This window comes from Kineococcus gypseus, from assembly GCF_050871305.1.
Classification (GTDB): domain Bacteria; phylum Actinomycetota; class Actinomycetes; order Actinomycetales; family Kineococcaceae; genus Kineococcus; species Kineococcus gypseus.
Genome location: NZ_JBJLRD010000055.1, coordinates 1 through 13,268, shown reverse-complemented (window position 1 = coordinate 13,268; position 13,268 = coordinate 1). Strand labels below are relative to the sequence as shown.

Below are 13,268 nucleotides of genomic sequence, written 5' to 3'. Positions count from 1 at the left end.
ACTGGACGAGCTCTGGATCCACGCGGGTCAGCTGGGTTCCACGCGGCGGACGGCGGTGCTGTTCAGCGGTGTGGTGGTGCGGTGGTGTCCAGGTGCGCGGGTGCACCCGTCGGCCAGCGGAAGGGTCCGTGAGCGCCTATCCGGCCGCCTCTGCGCAACGCCGATAATCTATATTATGTCATCCACGCTGGTGGATCGGAGTGTCAGCGGTCCCCCGACGGCCACTGCCTGCTCCCCAGCGGCAGCCACCCCCTGCGCCTGCCGTTCCGCGTAGCGGGAGAAAGTGCCGCCACGCGGCTGTGGACATGCGCTGTCGGCTGGAGAGTCGACCACTGGACCGCCCGGCCGTCGAAGCGTTCGCCTGCACGGCCGCCGGGTCGCGCAACCGCCTGGCCAGTGGCTCGGCCGCCGACCCGAGCGGTCGCGAGCTTCACCGCCGCCAGTGTCGCCAAGCCGAAGCCCCAGGTCCCCGACTCCCCCAGTGATCTTGCGCCGTGCTCACTCGAGGGCCTCGCCGGTGGCCCCTGCACCCAGGAGTCGACCCCCCACCGGCAGACGGCCGCAGATTGCACGCCGGAAACGCCCGCATAGTCAAGGTTATGCTTATTAAGCCTGTGGAGAGGGGTTGCAGACCCTCTCGCAGCTCCTCGTGAACCGGGCGCGAGAGGTCGTGCCGGGCGCCTCGCAGCACACCTCCGCAGACCGGTGTGTGCATGCGGCGCAGTCGCGCGTTGGGGACGCGAGCCGGCCGGCTGCTGTCCGGTAGCTCGGTGCGCACGAGAAGGCTTGCGGCGTGCGCACCGACCGCGCCCACCGCGGTGCGTGTCGGAAGTGGTCGGCATGGTGTCGGCCATGTCCCAGGCGACTTCCCCCGCACCCGGCAGCGATGAGCAGCTGCGCGCCCGCTTCGACGCCATCCGCGCCGCGGTGCACGAGCAGCTGCGCCGAGCCGACGCCCAGCGCGCCGACGCCGAGCGGACCCGCCGGCACGCGCGGCAAGCACCCAGCGACGACACTCACCGCGACAGCAACCAGGACCAGTGAGCTGAGGAGTTTCACCCGAGGTGCATAGGGCTACCGCGAAGGTGCCCGACACGCCGTCGGAGGTTCCAGGCGTGGGTGAACTCCTGACCTAGCGTGCTCGGCACGGGTTGTGGCGCAACAGTCGTGACGGTGCGGCGCCAGGGCCCGTGCGGCAGGCCTGCGCACGTCAGGAGGAGACGGTGTCCCACACCCTGCACGAATCGCCCGCTCGCTCGCTGCCCGAGCCCGAGCCCGCACTCTCGACGGTGCCCCAGACGATGCCCCAGCCGGCACTGGCACATGACGCCCTGAGCCTGAGCAGCCACCAGCAGGAAGCAGCACACCTGCAGCGGTGCAGCGCAGGAACCCGCGCCGGGGCCAGCGCGGTCCTCGACGGCGCCGGACGCCTGTGGCGCCGGCGCGAGGACACCTTGTGGGAGTCCACCGACCGGGTCATCACCACCGCGCAACTGCTCGAAGACGCCTACGGTCCCACCCAGCCGGCACCGGCCAGCGCGCTCACCTCCACGCCGACCTCCGCGTCAGCCGCGCGGGGGGTCACGCCCACGGGTGCACGGGTCGGTACCGCCCACTGTTTCTGAAGGCGCGCATCCGGCAGGTCCTCGACCGCAGGTGGCGAGTGGGGCTGCCGCATGCCTGTCCGGGCCGGGCGGCAGGATGATGCACGTGCCCGCACGCGACCTCGATGGCCCTCGGCCTGATCGCCGCCTGCCCGAGGAGTCAGAGCAGCCCGAACAGTCAGGGCAGCCTGAGTAGGCTCAGCGCCGCGATCAGGCCGGTGCGGGGGCCGTGCCGCCCGGCTACACCGAGCTGCTGGAGCAGCTGAAGCAGCGGGTGCGCGACTCGCAGCTGCGCGCAGCGGGGGCGGCCAACGCCGAGCTGTCCCCCACTGCGTGGGAGGTGCCCCCAGCGGCTGTACCACTCCATCGGCCACGACATCCTCACCCGCCAGCAGCACGAGGGCTGGGGCGCGAAGACCATCACCCGCCTGTCCGCGGACCTGCGCGCCGCCTTCCCCGGCCAGCGCGGCTTCTCGGCCACGAGCCTGCAGTACATGCGCGCCTTCGCCGCCGCCTGGCCCACCCCGACGACCGGTCCCGAAGCTGCCGCACTGCCCCAGGCCCACACCTCCTCCCCCGCCGCCGGTGATGACCAGAGCACCGCGGGCGGCCACGCTGTGGATCGCCAGGCCACGGAAGGCGAAGGGCAGGCCCCACACACCGGCACCGGCACCGGCACCGGCACCGGCACCGGCAATCTCCCCACAGCTGTGGGGAGATTGCCGTGGGGGCACGTGCGCACCCTTCTGGACCGCCTCGACGAGCGCGCCACCCGCGACTGGTACGCCGCCAAGGCCCTCGAGCACGGCTGGTCGCGCAACGTCCTGGAGCACCACATCGCCACCCGCCTGCACCAGCGCGAAGGCGCCGCCCCGTCCAACTTCACCACCCACCTGCCCCCGGCCGACTCCGACCTGGCCCAGCAGCTGACCCGCGACCCCTACGTCTTCGACCACCTCGATGCCACCGACCGCGCCAGCGAGAAGCGCCTGGAGCAGGCCCTGATGGACCGCCTGCAAGCCACCTTGAGCGCCTTCGGGCACGGCATGGCCTTCGTGGGCCGGCAGGTGCACTTCACCGTCGGCGGCGACGAGCTGGTCGTCGACCTGCTCTTCTTCCACGTCGAGCAGCTGCGCTACGTCGTCGTGGAGCTGAAGATCGGCCGCTTCCAGCCCGGCTACCTGGGCCAGCTGGGCACCTACGTGGCCATGATCGACAATCAGCTGCGCCGGCCCCAGCACTCCCCCACCGTCGGCATCCTGCTGGTCGCCGGGCGCAACGAGACCCTGGTGCGCTACGCCCTCTCCAGCGCCACGGCGCCGGTGGCGGTGGCCACCTACGACACCCTGCCGCCTGAGCAGCGCGCCGGGCTGCCCGACCCGGCGCTCCTGAGCATGGAGCTGACCAGCGAAGTCAGCGCGGTGCTCACCGACGCCCTCGACGACCCCGCCGAGAACGCCTCGCACGAGAACACCTCGCAGAGGACTCCAGAGCAGTGACCCGGCCACTTCCCCAGGCAGTGAACAGCCCGCGACGTGACGGGTCCGGACCCCAGCGCTCGTAGCGGTGCTCAGGTCGATCTCGAGACCGCCTCGCGCGCCGGGCGCGGCGCGCTGCAGGCGCCCGGCCCGGCCGGCTGACGAGCACCCCTGCTCGTGCGGTCGCACTGCAGGCAGCGGCCCAGCGAGAGGTACCAGGCGCCCTCGCCCCGGTGGCGCCACCAGGTCCACTACTCGCTGCGCTGCCCGCACCCGGGACACACCTGGTGCCCGAAGGCGTGGGTCTGCTCCAGCGTGAAGGCTCGCTTCCCCTCAGGGTGCTCCGGTCCTCATCTCACACGCACCTGACTCTCATACGCACCTCATCCGTGGCGCCGGCGCCTCGCCGCTCATGCCTGAGGGGCATGTGCCTGCGCGCGGGTGCCTCACGCCGGGGCCCGCAGCCGCCAGCCGGAGTGCTCGTGGTCGCCGTCGTGTTCGAGCCAGCCGTGCTGGCGCAGCCACGCGGTGCGCTTTTGCCACACCCGCGCCCCCACCCCCGCCTCCCGGGCCAGGACCGCGGCGGTGAAGGCGGGCGGGATGCGGTCCTCGTAGTCGGCGGCGGCGGCCAGCACCCACACGATCGCGCTCATCGACTCGCGCGCCGGGCGTAGGATCACCTGCCGCGGCACCGCCGCCACCGCGGTGTGCACGGCCCTGGCCCAGCGCACCGCCGAGGGCACCATGTCGCGCGCCTCGATCGGCAGCAGCCGCACGCCAGGCTCCACGGGGATCACCGTCAGCGCATCGGGACCTGCCCCGGAGATCTGAAGAGCGATCACTCGCTGGCTCGAGCCCTGCGCCGGGACGCACCAGGACAGCGCCATGACTGTGCGTGGTTCAGGCAAGCGCGCGAGCTTCAGGGAAGGTCGTCCAGGAGGTCGCCCGCTGCGGCGAGGACCTTCTGCAGAGCCTGCAGGGAAGCGCCGACGTTCCCGGCGACCTCCATGGAGTGATCGGCGCCGGTCACCTCCAGGACCTGCTGCCCCGAGCGGCGGGCGGCGTCGGCGTCCCAGTACGGATCGGCCGTGCCGCCGACCAGCAGGGTCGGCGCGCCGGCCAGCTCGGCGGCGTCGCGCACTGCCGGCTCGCGCAGCAGCGGGGTCAGCCAGATGCCCGGCAGGTCCCGCTGGACGGCCAGGGGCAGCAGCCGGGTGCTCAGCGACTTGGCCACCACCAGGTGCGTGCGGGCGTGCATCGCGTCGAGCAGGTCGGGGGCGAGGTCGAGCAGCTGCTCAGGCGTGGGCGGGATCGGCCAGCGCACGGTGCGCACCGTCCAGCCGCGGGTGCGCAGCAGCAGGCGCGTGTAGTGCAGCAGCGGAGCCTCGCAGCTGTAGCCGCGCCCGGGCAGGACGGTGGCCACGCGGTCGCTGTCACCGTCGTGCGTGGCGACCTCCAGCAGCGCCGGCTGCGAGGACTGCTGCGGGGGTTGCTTCAAGGACTGCTGCGGTGCCATCGCGCTCCTGCCTCGCCGGTGCCGGGCACCCTACGAGGCCGGCCCGCTCGCTCTATGGCGCGAGCGCGCGGCCGAAGGCACCTCGGCTGCTCGTGGGTGGGGTGCGGCACCTGTGGTCCTGCCGTCTAGGCCGGTTGCATTGCCGCAGCACCAGCGATGGTGGTGCCCGAGCGGGCGCTGGAGCGCTGAGCTTCGGCTCAGTGCTGGGCCAGTGCTGGGCCAGTGCTGGGCCAGTGCGGGCCAGTGCGGGCCGGTGCGCGATCGGTGCGTCGCTGAACGCGATGAGCGTGCGCCTTCCGGTGGACGGCGGGCCGAGGCGTTCCGCGCATGCGCTGCGGGGTGCCAGCGTGGGCGGGTGAGCACTGCGTCTGGTCGTCCCTCGTCCCGCTGTCCCGGGCCTCGCCGTCTCTCGTCGCTGCGCGAGCCGGTGGTGCTGGCCCTGGTGGGGCTGCCGGTGGTGGGTGCGCTGCTCACGCTGGTGGTGGTGGCGTACCTGACGAGCTGGGACCTGGTGACCGAGGACGTGGGGGCGGTGCTGTTCGCGCTGGTCTTCTGCGGGTGGGCGTTGCTGCCGTTCGCCGCCGCGGTGGTCGTGGGCGTGTGCGTGCACCGCTTCTGGCCCGGCGCGGTGGCTGTGGCGCTGGCCGGGGCCGTGGTCCTGGTGGCCGTGACCGTGTGGGTGCTGTGGAGCGTGCTGAGCTCGCAGTCCTCCACCGCGGTCCTCGCCCTGCTCTTCGCGCCGTTCGTGCAGGCCGCTGTGGCGGGGCTGACGATGGCGGCCGCGGTGGCTGTGGCGAAGCTGCGCCGGCGAGGTGCGCCGCGATCGGCCTAGGCGGGGCGCCGCGCAAAGGCACGGGTCTGCGCGAGGTCCAGCTCAGCGTGATGACCGTGCGCCCGCCTGTGGCGCCAGGGCGGTCAACGCTGCGGGGTGGAGCTCTCCAGGAGCTCGAGCAGCAGCGGCGGCAGCCGGGTGAGGCAGTCGTGCGCGCTGGAGTCGATCAGGGCGCTGGCGCGCTCGGCGCTGGCGCTCAGGCCGAGGTCGGTGAACAGCTGATCCAGGGGGTAGCCCTCTACGTTGACGCCGCTCAAGCGCCAGTCGCCGCCAGCGTCGTCGTCATTGGCGTCCTCGGTGTCAGCGGCTACGTCGACGACATCGACGAGGTCGATGACGACGTCAGTGCACATCCCGCCCCAGCCCTCCGGCGGCTCCTGGCTGACCGGCAGCGCGGGGAAGCGAGCCGCGAAGCCGTCAGCGGCCGCGCACCAGATGATCTGGCGCCGCCCGCGCGAGGCGCCGGCCGACCCGGCGGCGAACCCGCGCGGGACCAGGACGGCGTCGATGCTCTCCTGCAGCCGAGCCACGGTGCTCGACTCCTCGCGCTGCGGCATGAGACGAGTGTGCTGCACGACACCGCTGCGCCCCACGCCCGAGCAGCGCTCGAGGAAGTCGCGCTCCTCGACGTGAGCGGACAGTCCACGCGGCCGCCAGACCCGCAGGTAGAGGACGTTATGTGCGTCTGACGGTCGATGTAGTGCGTGCGGGCTCGCATGGCAGCGCGGTTCAGCTTCCCGCCAGGTGCGGTGGCGGTGTCAGCTCAGCTCTTGGCCCTGCCCGGGGCTGCGCGCGGCGACGCGCGGTTGCCACGGCTGCCGGCGCTGCTGGGTGGACAGCGCCGCGAGCACCGCCAGCACCCAGATCCCCACCTGTGCCGCCGGTGCGGCGTTGAAGAGCAGCGGCACGCTGATCAGCACCGCCAGGGCGGCCAGCACCCACAGCAGCGGCGCGATCCACACCGCCACCGCCCGGCGCCAGCACGCCAGCTGCACCACCAGCGCCGTGCCCACGGCCAGCACCGGAGCGGTCAGCGAGACCAGCGGCGCCGGCCCCAGCGCAGACAGGCCGGCCAGCGCAGCGGGCAGCACCAGCACCGCCAGGGCCAGCACCTGCCCCCACAGCGCCGCGCGCAGCACCCCGCGCCCCTGATCGCTGTGCTGGCCCGCGGGGCGCAGCGCCACCGCCAGCGCCGCGCTGAAGGCCAGGACTCCCACGGCGGCGGCGTAGGCCAGCGCGGGCAGGACGTAGCCGATGCCGTCGGCGCACGTCCACTCCGCGGGGTACTGATCGCCGAGCTGGTCATCGCCCAGGGAGCAGCCCACGTGCAGAACCTCGCGCAGCAGCGACAGGTACAGCTGGACCAGCGGTGGGGCCAGCACCACGACCACGGCCGCGGCCACCGCCACGCACAGCCCCACCCGCGCCTTGCTGATCACAGCAGGAGCGTAGGTGCGCGGCCCGCGCCGCCGGGCGGTTGCAGGGCCGTTCGTGGGTGCGGGGGTGGTGATGATCCGGTGCGCTGCGGCAACTGCGCGATCGACACCGTAAGGACCGTTCTGGTGCTGTCGGCCGGACACAGTGCCAGCGGGCCAGGTAGTGGTGATGACTACCCCTGGGCCTTCGACAGCAACGGTGGATCCATGGCGACGAAGGCTCAGTGCTGCTCCTAGAACCCGAGCACCACCTGTACTTGCGTGGGGTAATCAGCGTCATCGACCAGGATGGAGAGCGGGCCACCACCGCCGAGGTAGGGGACCTGCACGACGATGTCCTCGTTCGGGTCGTGCAGCGAGAGCCGGCCGCTCTGCAGGCGGATCGACCCCTCGAAGATCGTGGTGCTCAGAGCCGCCTCCGGCTCTCCGCGCCACACCTTGACGCTGACCGGCCCGTCGACGCCTGCCTGCACGCCGATCAGGATCGAGTCGGGGTGTGCATCCACCGGGGCCTCAGCCGGGTTCCAGTCATCGTGCGAAGCTTCGGAGTCGACGTCCCGGATGAAGAGGCAAGCGTGCTCCATGGGGGCCACGAAGCTTCGAACGAGGTTGTGCACCACCACTTCGCCTCCCGGTTGCTCGAGCGTTCGTCGGTAATGGCGGATCCCCACCAGCGAAGGCTCACGGCGTCGGATCCGAACCTCGTCGGAGCCGTGGATCATCGTGAGGCACCGCTGCGCGGTGACGGTGGGGACTCAGCTCCCGCGAGGGGCCTGTGCAGTGGCGAAGAGCCCGGGTGCGGATCTGCTGGGTACCGCCGTGACGGCGTCGACGGCGGCCAGGCGCACCGTGGTCGTGCCCTCGTCGCCCTTCACCTCGCACGAGGTGTCGCGGACAGCGCTGAGCACGCCCAGCAGCTGCGCGCCGTTGCGCAGGTGCAGCAGCACCGACTGCTCGAGCAGCTCATCGAGGGCGCCGATGAGGGGGTCGCGGTCTTCCGACGTCACGTCGGCAACGCTACTGCCGGCTCGGTGAGCCGGTTCGACATCGTGCAGGACTCCCCTCGCGTCGTGACGCGGTCGTGCCTTCATCACCTGCTGTGGGCACCTCGGGCACGAGCACAACGGCCTTGATCGAGGAAGGAAGAGCTCATGTCTCGGCAGTAATCAACCCGTATGTGCCGAACGGGCAGCCCGGGGCGAGCGAGGTCGGGCTCGAGGAGCCGTGGTGCCTGGCCGGCGCACACCGCGTGGTGCTGCTGGTCCCGGGTACGGCCACCTGCGCGGCGTGCGCGCAGTGGGGGTGCGCTGTCACGCGTGTGGTGCAGGGGTCGGGCGGCCCAGAAGGTAGCCCTGGGCGTGGGTGCAACCCAGCGATCGCAGCACTTCCAGCGCGGCGGGGCTTTCCACGCCCTCCACGATGGTGGTGCGCTGCAGGTCCCGGCTCATCGTGATCAGCGCGCTGAGGACCGCGCGTTCGGTGGGGTGGGGCATGTGCTGGGTGAAGGCCTTGTCGACCTTGAGCACCTGCGCAGGCACCTGCAGCAGGCGCTGCAGGTCCGAGTAGCCGCTGCCCACATCGTCCAAGGCGATGGTGCACCCCAGTTCGCTCAGCGAGGCGAAGGTCGCCGCGGCGCCAGCAGGCAGCGTGCCGCTCTCGAGCACCTCCAGCGTCAGGCGCTCAGCGGCCAGGCCCGTGCTGGCCAGGACGGCGGCGACCTCGCCGGTGAACTCAGGGCGGGTGAACTGCGCGGGGCAGGTGTTGACGAACACCTGCGCCGGGGCCGGCTCGGGCCAGCTGGCCAGCTGCCGGCAGGCGGTGGCCAGCACCCAGGAGTCCAGCTGGCGCATCAGCGACACCGGTTCCTGCGCTGCAGCGGGAGAGCCGCTGGAGCCGTTGCCGCTGAGCAGGGGCAGGAACTGCCCGGCGACCAGCAGACCGTGCTCGGGGTGCTGCCAGCGCAGCAGGGCCTCCACCGCGCTGACGGCACCATCGCGCAGGTCCACGATCGGCTGGTAGTGCAGCTGCAGCTGTCCTTGCTCCAGCGCCGCCGGCAGTTGTGCGCGCAGGCGCTGCTGCACGCTCGAGCGGCGCCAGGCGGCCTGGGCCTGGTGGTGCTCGCGCTGCAGGGCCGCGGGGTCGGCCATCGCGAAGCGGTCACCGCCGGCGCGCTTGGCGCGGTACATCGCCGCATCGGCCGTGGCCAGCAGAACCTGCGCGGTGGTGGTGGCGTCGTCGGTGACAGCCACGCCGATGCTGGCCGCCAGCGGCCGCCGCAGTCGTGGCGCTGGCTCACCCTCCTGCCCCCGCACCGGCTTCCGGACCTGCTCCCGGACCTGCTCTTGGCCGCTGACCTGCTCGTCGTCGACTCGTTGCTCGCTGCTTCCTGGCTCCTCGCTGCTTCCTGGCTCCTCGCTGCCGCCGACGCTGGTGCCGGCGCGCTGCAGGGCGCGCACGATGCGCGCGGCGATGGCCGCCGCGCCGCGGTGCCCGGCCACGCGCTCGCAGCACACCACGAACTCGTCCCCGCCGAAGCGGGCCAGCACATCGGCCGGGCGCAGCGCGGAGCGGATGCGCTGCGCCGCGGCGCGCAGGTGCTCATCACCTGCGGCGTGCCCGTGCAGGTCGTTGACCGCCTTCAACCCGTCCAGGTCGATGAACAGCACCGCCAGGTGAGCGCCCGCAGCGTCATCGCGCGCCGCACCAGCACCAGCCCCGCCGGAGTCGGCAGGACCGCCGGGACCGCCGGGACCGCTGGTGCGCCGCTGCAGCAAGGTCAAGGCGTGGCTCACCTGCTCCTCGAAGACCGCCCGGCTCAGCGCCCCGGTCAGCGCATCGCGCCCGGCTCGAGCCACCAGGCGCCGGCGGTCCCGCTCGGCGCGCTGGCGCTGCTGCACCAGCAGCACCAGCGTGGAGCTCAAGCCCATCAGCACCTGCGCGGCGTGCAGTCGTGCAGCGCTGAGCGCTCCAGGACGGGTGCGGTACAGCTCCACGGTGCCCCAGCCCTGCCCGGCCACCCGCAGCGGCAGCGCGCTGACCGCTGCCAGGCCCAGCTCGGTGGCAGCGCGCTGGTACCAGTCGAAGCGGGCGCTGCGCGCCAGGTCCGCCTCTTCCACGATCCGCCCGCTGTGGTGCGCCAAGCGGCAGGGCCCGTCCTGGTGGCGCTGCTGGACCATCCCCAGCGTGCGCACCGCCCGGTGGGCTGGACCACTGACCGCGCTCAAGCGCAGAAAGTCCTTGCGGGCAGTGCGCGTCACACTGGCTCCGTCGACCTGCAACACCTGCACCAGGCACTGCAGCAGCAGCGTCAAGACCTCGTGGACCTCACAGACCTGCCGCCCGCGCGAGCCGCCCAGCACGCTGAAGCGCTGCACCGCAATCAACAGCCGCGCTTGCAGCGCTGGGTCGAGCGCCGGGTCGAGCGCCGGGTCGAGCCCCGGGTCGAGCGCCGGGTCGAGCGCCGGCTGCGGCGATGAAGATGGCCGGTGCCGTGGTACCGATCCGGTCGCTGCGGGCAGGATCGGTGCCTCTGGCTGGATGAGCCGCAGGGCTGGGCGCGTCTGCTGTGCAGGGGCGCGCCGCCGGGTCCGCTGAGTCTGCTGGGCATGCTCGATGAGCTCGTAGCTGTGGGCGATCAAGTCGTGCGAACGCTGACGGCACTGCACGCTCTGCTCACGCAGCGACTGGCCCTTGATGCGCACCCTCACCGCTTGAGGGGCACTGCCTTGCGCAGGGGTGGCCTCAGGGCCCGTCGCCTCGATCCCGCTGGTGATGGCACTGCTCCTGCTGCAGGACATCGCACCGCTCCTCTTGCTAGAAGCACTCCGTAATGGCCTGCAACGCTGCGTAGCGTCAGTGATTCTAGGCGTCGCCGTTCGTGTCAGCGAGCCGGTGATGCGGCGTGAAGCACCGGTGCGCCGCGCCTGCGCCAGGGAAGTTCCGGCCGGTGCCTGTTCAGGCGTTCAGCGCCCGGTACAGCGTGGCCCGGCTGACACCCACGGCTTTGGCCACCTCAGCGGTCGGGCGTCCAGCGGACAGCAAGGCGCGGGCGGCGGCCAGCTTCGCCGGCGTCATCAGCGCCGGCCTGCCTCCGCGCCGGCCTCGGGCCACCGCTGCTTCGAGGCCGGCGGCGGTGCGCTCTTTCAGCAGGTCGCGCTCGAACTCGCCGAGGGCACCGAAGAGGTGCAGCACCAGGCGCCCGGTGGCGGTGGTGGTGTCGATGGACTCCGTCAGGGACTTGAAGCCCACTCCCCGCCCATCGAGGTCGTCGATCAGCTGCAGCAGGTGGCGCAGCGAGCGGGCCAGGCGGTCCAGGCGCCAGACGACGAGCACGTCCCCGGGCCCCAGGCGGGCCAGGACGTCGTCCAGGGCCGGGCGGGCGGCAAGTGCCCCGGAGGCGGTGTCGGTCCAGGTGCGGTAGCACCCCGCTGCTGTGAGGGCGTCGTGCTGCAGGGCGGGGTCCTGCGCGGTGGTGGACACGCGGGCGTAGCCGAGCAGGTGACCGGGCCGCTGGCTGATCTGCGGGGCGGTCGAGCGTGTGGGCGAGGAGGCGGGCACAGCCGGGACCGTCTCAGAAGGCGCCGACCGGCCGCTGGTGAGACGCACGTTTCGGACACGGGTTCTGAGACGGCGTGTCGCGGCCCTAGAGTCCTTGCCGCGGGGTGTCTCAGAAACGGTGGCGGTCTCAAGGGGTCAACGCAACACCTCGTCCAGAGCTTCTGAGGGTGTCTTCCATCCCAGGGTCTGTCGAGGCCTGCCGTTGAGGAGCTCGGCGATGGCATCGAGCGCGTCTTGGTCGTAGCGGCGCAGGTCCGCGTTCTTGGGTAGGTACTGGCGCAGCAGTGGACTGGACCCCGAAAGCTGGACACCGTAAAGGAACGTCGAGCTTTCGAGGAGCAAGGTCATGTACCGGAACGGCACGCTGAGTCACGCTGATGCTGTAGCTGCGATCGAGTTGTTCGAGGAGGGGTTTACTGCCAGGTCGGCGGCCCTGGCCCTTGACTTGAGCGGTAATCCTGTTCAGATGCTGTACCAGCGGTGGCAGCTGCGAGGGTTGGGTGCGCTGATGACCAGAGAACGCCGACAGTACGACTTCGAGACCAAGCTTGCGATCGTGCTTCGCCACCTCAAGGGTGAGTCCGGCAGATCTTTAAGCCAGGAGTACGACCTTCCCTCACCCACCACGGTGGGCAAGTGGGCGGTGATCTACCGCCGTGAGGGCGAAGACGGGTTACGCCCCAAACGGCGTGGCAGGCCACCGGCTGATCGCACCGACCAGCCCGCGGAAAGTGAGCTGGACGCGCTGCGGCGCGAGAACGAGCGGTTGCGCGCGGAGGTGGCCTACCTGGGAAAATTGCGGGCCTTGAGATCGCGGGAACGGCGCTGAAGGTCCAGGCCGTCGACGACCTCAAGGCTGACTACCCGCTGCCACTGCTGCTGCAGCTCGCCGGTCTTGCCCGCTCCACGTTCTACGACCACCGCAGCCGGCTGCGGCGCCCTGATCGCCACGCGCTGCTGAAGGACGCTGTCCGGGAGGTCTTCGGCCAGGCCAGGGGCGCCTACGGTCACCGGCGGGTGCACGCCATGCTGCTGCGCCAGGGCTGGCAGGTGGCCAAGAAGACCGTGCTGAAAGTGATGCACGCGCTGGGGCTGCGGTGCCTGGTGCGCCGACGCAGGCGCTACAACTCTTTTCGCGGTGAGGTGGGCACCGCCGCGGCGAACGTCTTGAACCGTCGCTTCGCCACCACGGCCAGGCACACCAAGTGGGTGACTGACGTGAGCGAGTTCGCCATCGGCGAGGTGAAGGTCTACGTCTCCCCGATCGTTGACTTGTACGACAACCGCGTCGTCTCCGTCGCAGCGGGGCCTTCTCCCAGCATCAAGATGGTGACCGACGGCTTGCGCGAAGCAGTCGAAACCCTCGCTCCCGGGGAGCGGCCCCTCGTCCATTCCGATCAAGGTTTTCACTACCGTCACGTCTTGTGGCGAGAGACGCTTCGGAAAGCCGGACTCACCCAGTCGATGTCCCGCAAGGGCACGTGCTTGGACAACGCCGTCATGGAAGGGTTCTTCAGCCACCTCAAAGAGGAATGGTTCCGTCTGTCGCAGCCCGCGACCGTCGAGGAGTTCCATGCCGGACTGCACGATTACCTGCGGTGGTGGAACAGCACCCGCATCCAGGAGCGTCTGGGCTACCTCAGCCCCGACGAGTACCTCGCTCACATCCCTGCTGTCGCATAACATCGCCTTTTGAGTCCAGCTTTCGGGGTTCAGTCCAGCAGGCCGTTGGTGTTCTCGTTGGACCCGCGCTGCCAGGGTGAGTGCGGGTCGCAGAAGTAGACCGCGACGCCGGTATCGATACTGAAGCGAGCGTGCTGGGCCATCTCCTTGCCGCGGTCCCAG

Annotated in this window: 15 protein-coding genes and 3 pseudogenes; 8 read left to right on the top strand and 10 right to left on the bottom strand. The window is 71.3% G+C overall.

The features are described from left to right. The first annotated feature begins 852 nt into the window (after positions 1-852). From ACRYMN_RS17570 to ACRYMN_RS17555, 4 genes and pseudogenes are all read left to right on the top strand, one after another. Complete coding sequence (locus ACRYMN_RS17570; protein WP_432497845.1) at positions 853-1,044, top strand: hypothetical protein; 192 nt, start codon at positions 853-855, stop codon at positions 1,042-1,044. A 179-nt stretch (positions 1,045-1,223) separates the two neighbouring features. After that, a complete protein-coding gene (locus ACRYMN_RS17565) occupies positions 1,224-1,625 on the top strand; it encodes a hypothetical protein (protein WP_432497842.1) in 402 nt (133 codons plus the stop codon). A 308-nt stretch (positions 1,626-1,933) separates the two neighbouring features. Beyond that, a pseudogene (locus ACRYMN_RS17560) lies at positions 1,934-2,071 on the top strand (hypothetical protein); the annotation flags it as partial. A 267-nt stretch (positions 2,072-2,338) separates the two neighbouring features. Further along, a complete protein-coding gene (locus ACRYMN_RS17555) occupies positions 2,339-3,103 on the top strand; it encodes a PDDEXK nuclease domain-containing protein (RefSeq protein WP_432497839.1) in 765 nt (254 codons plus the stop codon). Positions 3,104-3,528: 425 nt separating this feature from the next. Here the strand turns inward: ACRYMN_RS17555 and ACRYMN_RS17550 are convergent, their stop codons facing one another. Together ACRYMN_RS17550 and ACRYMN_RS17545 are read right to left on the bottom strand one after the other, a co-directional pair. Next, positions 3,529-3,870 carry a hypothetical protein gene (locus ACRYMN_RS17550; protein WP_432497836.1) on the bottom strand — a complete coding sequence of 114 codons (342 nt, stop codon included), beginning with the start codon at positions 3,868-3,870 and terminating at the stop codon, positions 3,529-3,531. Between the two features lie 131 nt (positions 3,871-4,001). Beyond that, positions 4,002-4,598, bottom strand: a complete 597-nt coding sequence (locus ACRYMN_RS17545; RefSeq protein WP_432497833.1) for an alpha/beta hydrolase — start codon at positions 4,596-4,598, stop codon at positions 4,002-4,004. A gap of 430 nt (positions 4,599-5,028) precedes the next feature. Here ACRYMN_RS17545 and ACRYMN_RS17540 point away from each other — a divergent pair, with 430 nt between their 5' ends. Beyond that, positions 5,029-5,430 (top strand): hypothetical protein, encoded by a 402-nt coding sequence (locus ACRYMN_RS17540; protein WP_432497830.1) that lies wholly within the window; start codon positions 5,029-5,031, stop codon positions 5,428-5,430. A gap of 83 nt (positions 5,431-5,513) precedes the next feature. Here the strand turns inward: ACRYMN_RS17540 and ACRYMN_RS17535 are convergent, their stop codons facing one another. The 5 genes from ACRYMN_RS17535 to ACRYMN_RS17515 all read right to left on the bottom strand — a co-directional run bounded on the left by ACRYMN_RS17535 (position 5,514) and on the right by ACRYMN_RS17515 (position 10,144). Beyond that, complete coding sequence (locus ACRYMN_RS17535; RefSeq protein ID WP_432497828.1) at positions 5,514-5,987, bottom strand: hypothetical protein; 474 nt, start codon at positions 5,985-5,987, stop codon at positions 5,514-5,516. Positions 5,988-6,188: 201 nt separating this feature from the next. After that, a complete protein-coding gene (locus ACRYMN_RS17530; protein ID WP_432497825.1) occupies positions 6,189-6,869 on the bottom strand; it encodes a hypothetical protein in 681 nt (226 codons plus the stop codon). Between the two features lie 230 nt (positions 6,870-7,099). Further along, positions 7,100-7,486 carry a hypothetical protein gene (locus tag ACRYMN_RS17525; protein WP_432497822.1) on the bottom strand — a complete coding sequence of 129 codons (387 nt, stop codon included), beginning with the start codon at positions 7,484-7,486 and terminating at the stop codon, positions 7,100-7,102. A gap of 135 nt (positions 7,487-7,621) precedes the next feature. Next, positions 7,622-7,873, bottom strand: a complete 252-nt coding sequence (locus ACRYMN_RS17520; protein WP_432497820.1) for a hypothetical protein — start codon at positions 7,871-7,873, stop codon at positions 7,622-7,624. A 303-nt stretch (positions 7,874-8,176) separates the two neighbouring features. After that, positions 8,177-10,144 carry a putative bifunctional diguanylate cyclase/phosphodiesterase gene (locus ACRYMN_RS17515; protein ID WP_432497877.1) on the bottom strand — a complete coding sequence of 656 codons (1,968 nt, stop codon included), beginning with the start codon at positions 10,142-10,144 and terminating at the stop codon, positions 8,177-8,179. On the opposite strand from ACRYMN_RS17515, the gene ACRYMN_RS17510 reads away from it, so the two are divergent. Continuing rightward, positions 10,025-10,342 carry a hypothetical protein gene (locus tag ACRYMN_RS17510; protein WP_432497881.1) on the top strand — a complete coding sequence of 106 codons (318 nt, stop codon included), beginning with the start codon at positions 10,025-10,027 and terminating at the stop codon, positions 10,340-10,342. The genes ACRYMN_RS17515 and ACRYMN_RS17510 overlap by 120 nt on opposite strands. A 478-nt stretch (positions 10,343-10,820) precedes the next feature. Here ACRYMN_RS17510 and ACRYMN_RS17505 read toward each other — a convergent pair whose 3' ends face one another. Together ACRYMN_RS17505 and ACRYMN_RS17500 are read right to left on the bottom strand one after the other, a co-directional pair. Next, entirely contained in the window at positions 10,821-11,423 is a 603-nt protein-coding gene (locus ACRYMN_RS17505) for a recombinase family protein (protein WP_432497817.1), read from the bottom strand. Between the two features lie 135 nt (positions 11,424-11,558). Then, positions 11,559-11,708 (bottom strand): annotated as a pseudogene (locus ACRYMN_RS17500) (IS30 family transposase); the annotation flags it as partial. A 61-nt stretch (positions 11,709-11,769) separates the two neighbouring features. Between ACRYMN_RS17500 and ACRYMN_RS17495 the strand changes: the two are divergent. Together ACRYMN_RS17495 and ACRYMN_RS17490 are read left to right on the top strand one after the other, a co-directional pair. Next, complete coding sequence (locus tag ACRYMN_RS17495) at positions 11,770-12,252, top strand: helix-turn-helix domain-containing protein (protein WP_432497814.1); 483 nt, start codon at positions 11,770-11,772, stop codon at positions 12,250-12,252. Next, positions 12,219-13,106: an IS3 family transposase gene (locus tag ACRYMN_RS17490; RefSeq protein WP_432497875.1), complete on the top strand. Its 888-nt coding sequence runs from the start codon at positions 12,219-12,221 to the stop codon at positions 13,104-13,106. The genes ACRYMN_RS17495 and ACRYMN_RS17490 overlap by 34 nt, the downstream gene beginning before the upstream one ends. A gap of 35 nt (positions 13,107-13,141) precedes the next feature. On the opposite strand, the pseudogene ACRYMN_RS17485 reads toward ACRYMN_RS17490, so the two are convergent. Continuing rightward, positions 13,142-13,268, bottom strand: a pseudogene (locus ACRYMN_RS17485) (transposase); the annotation flags it as partial.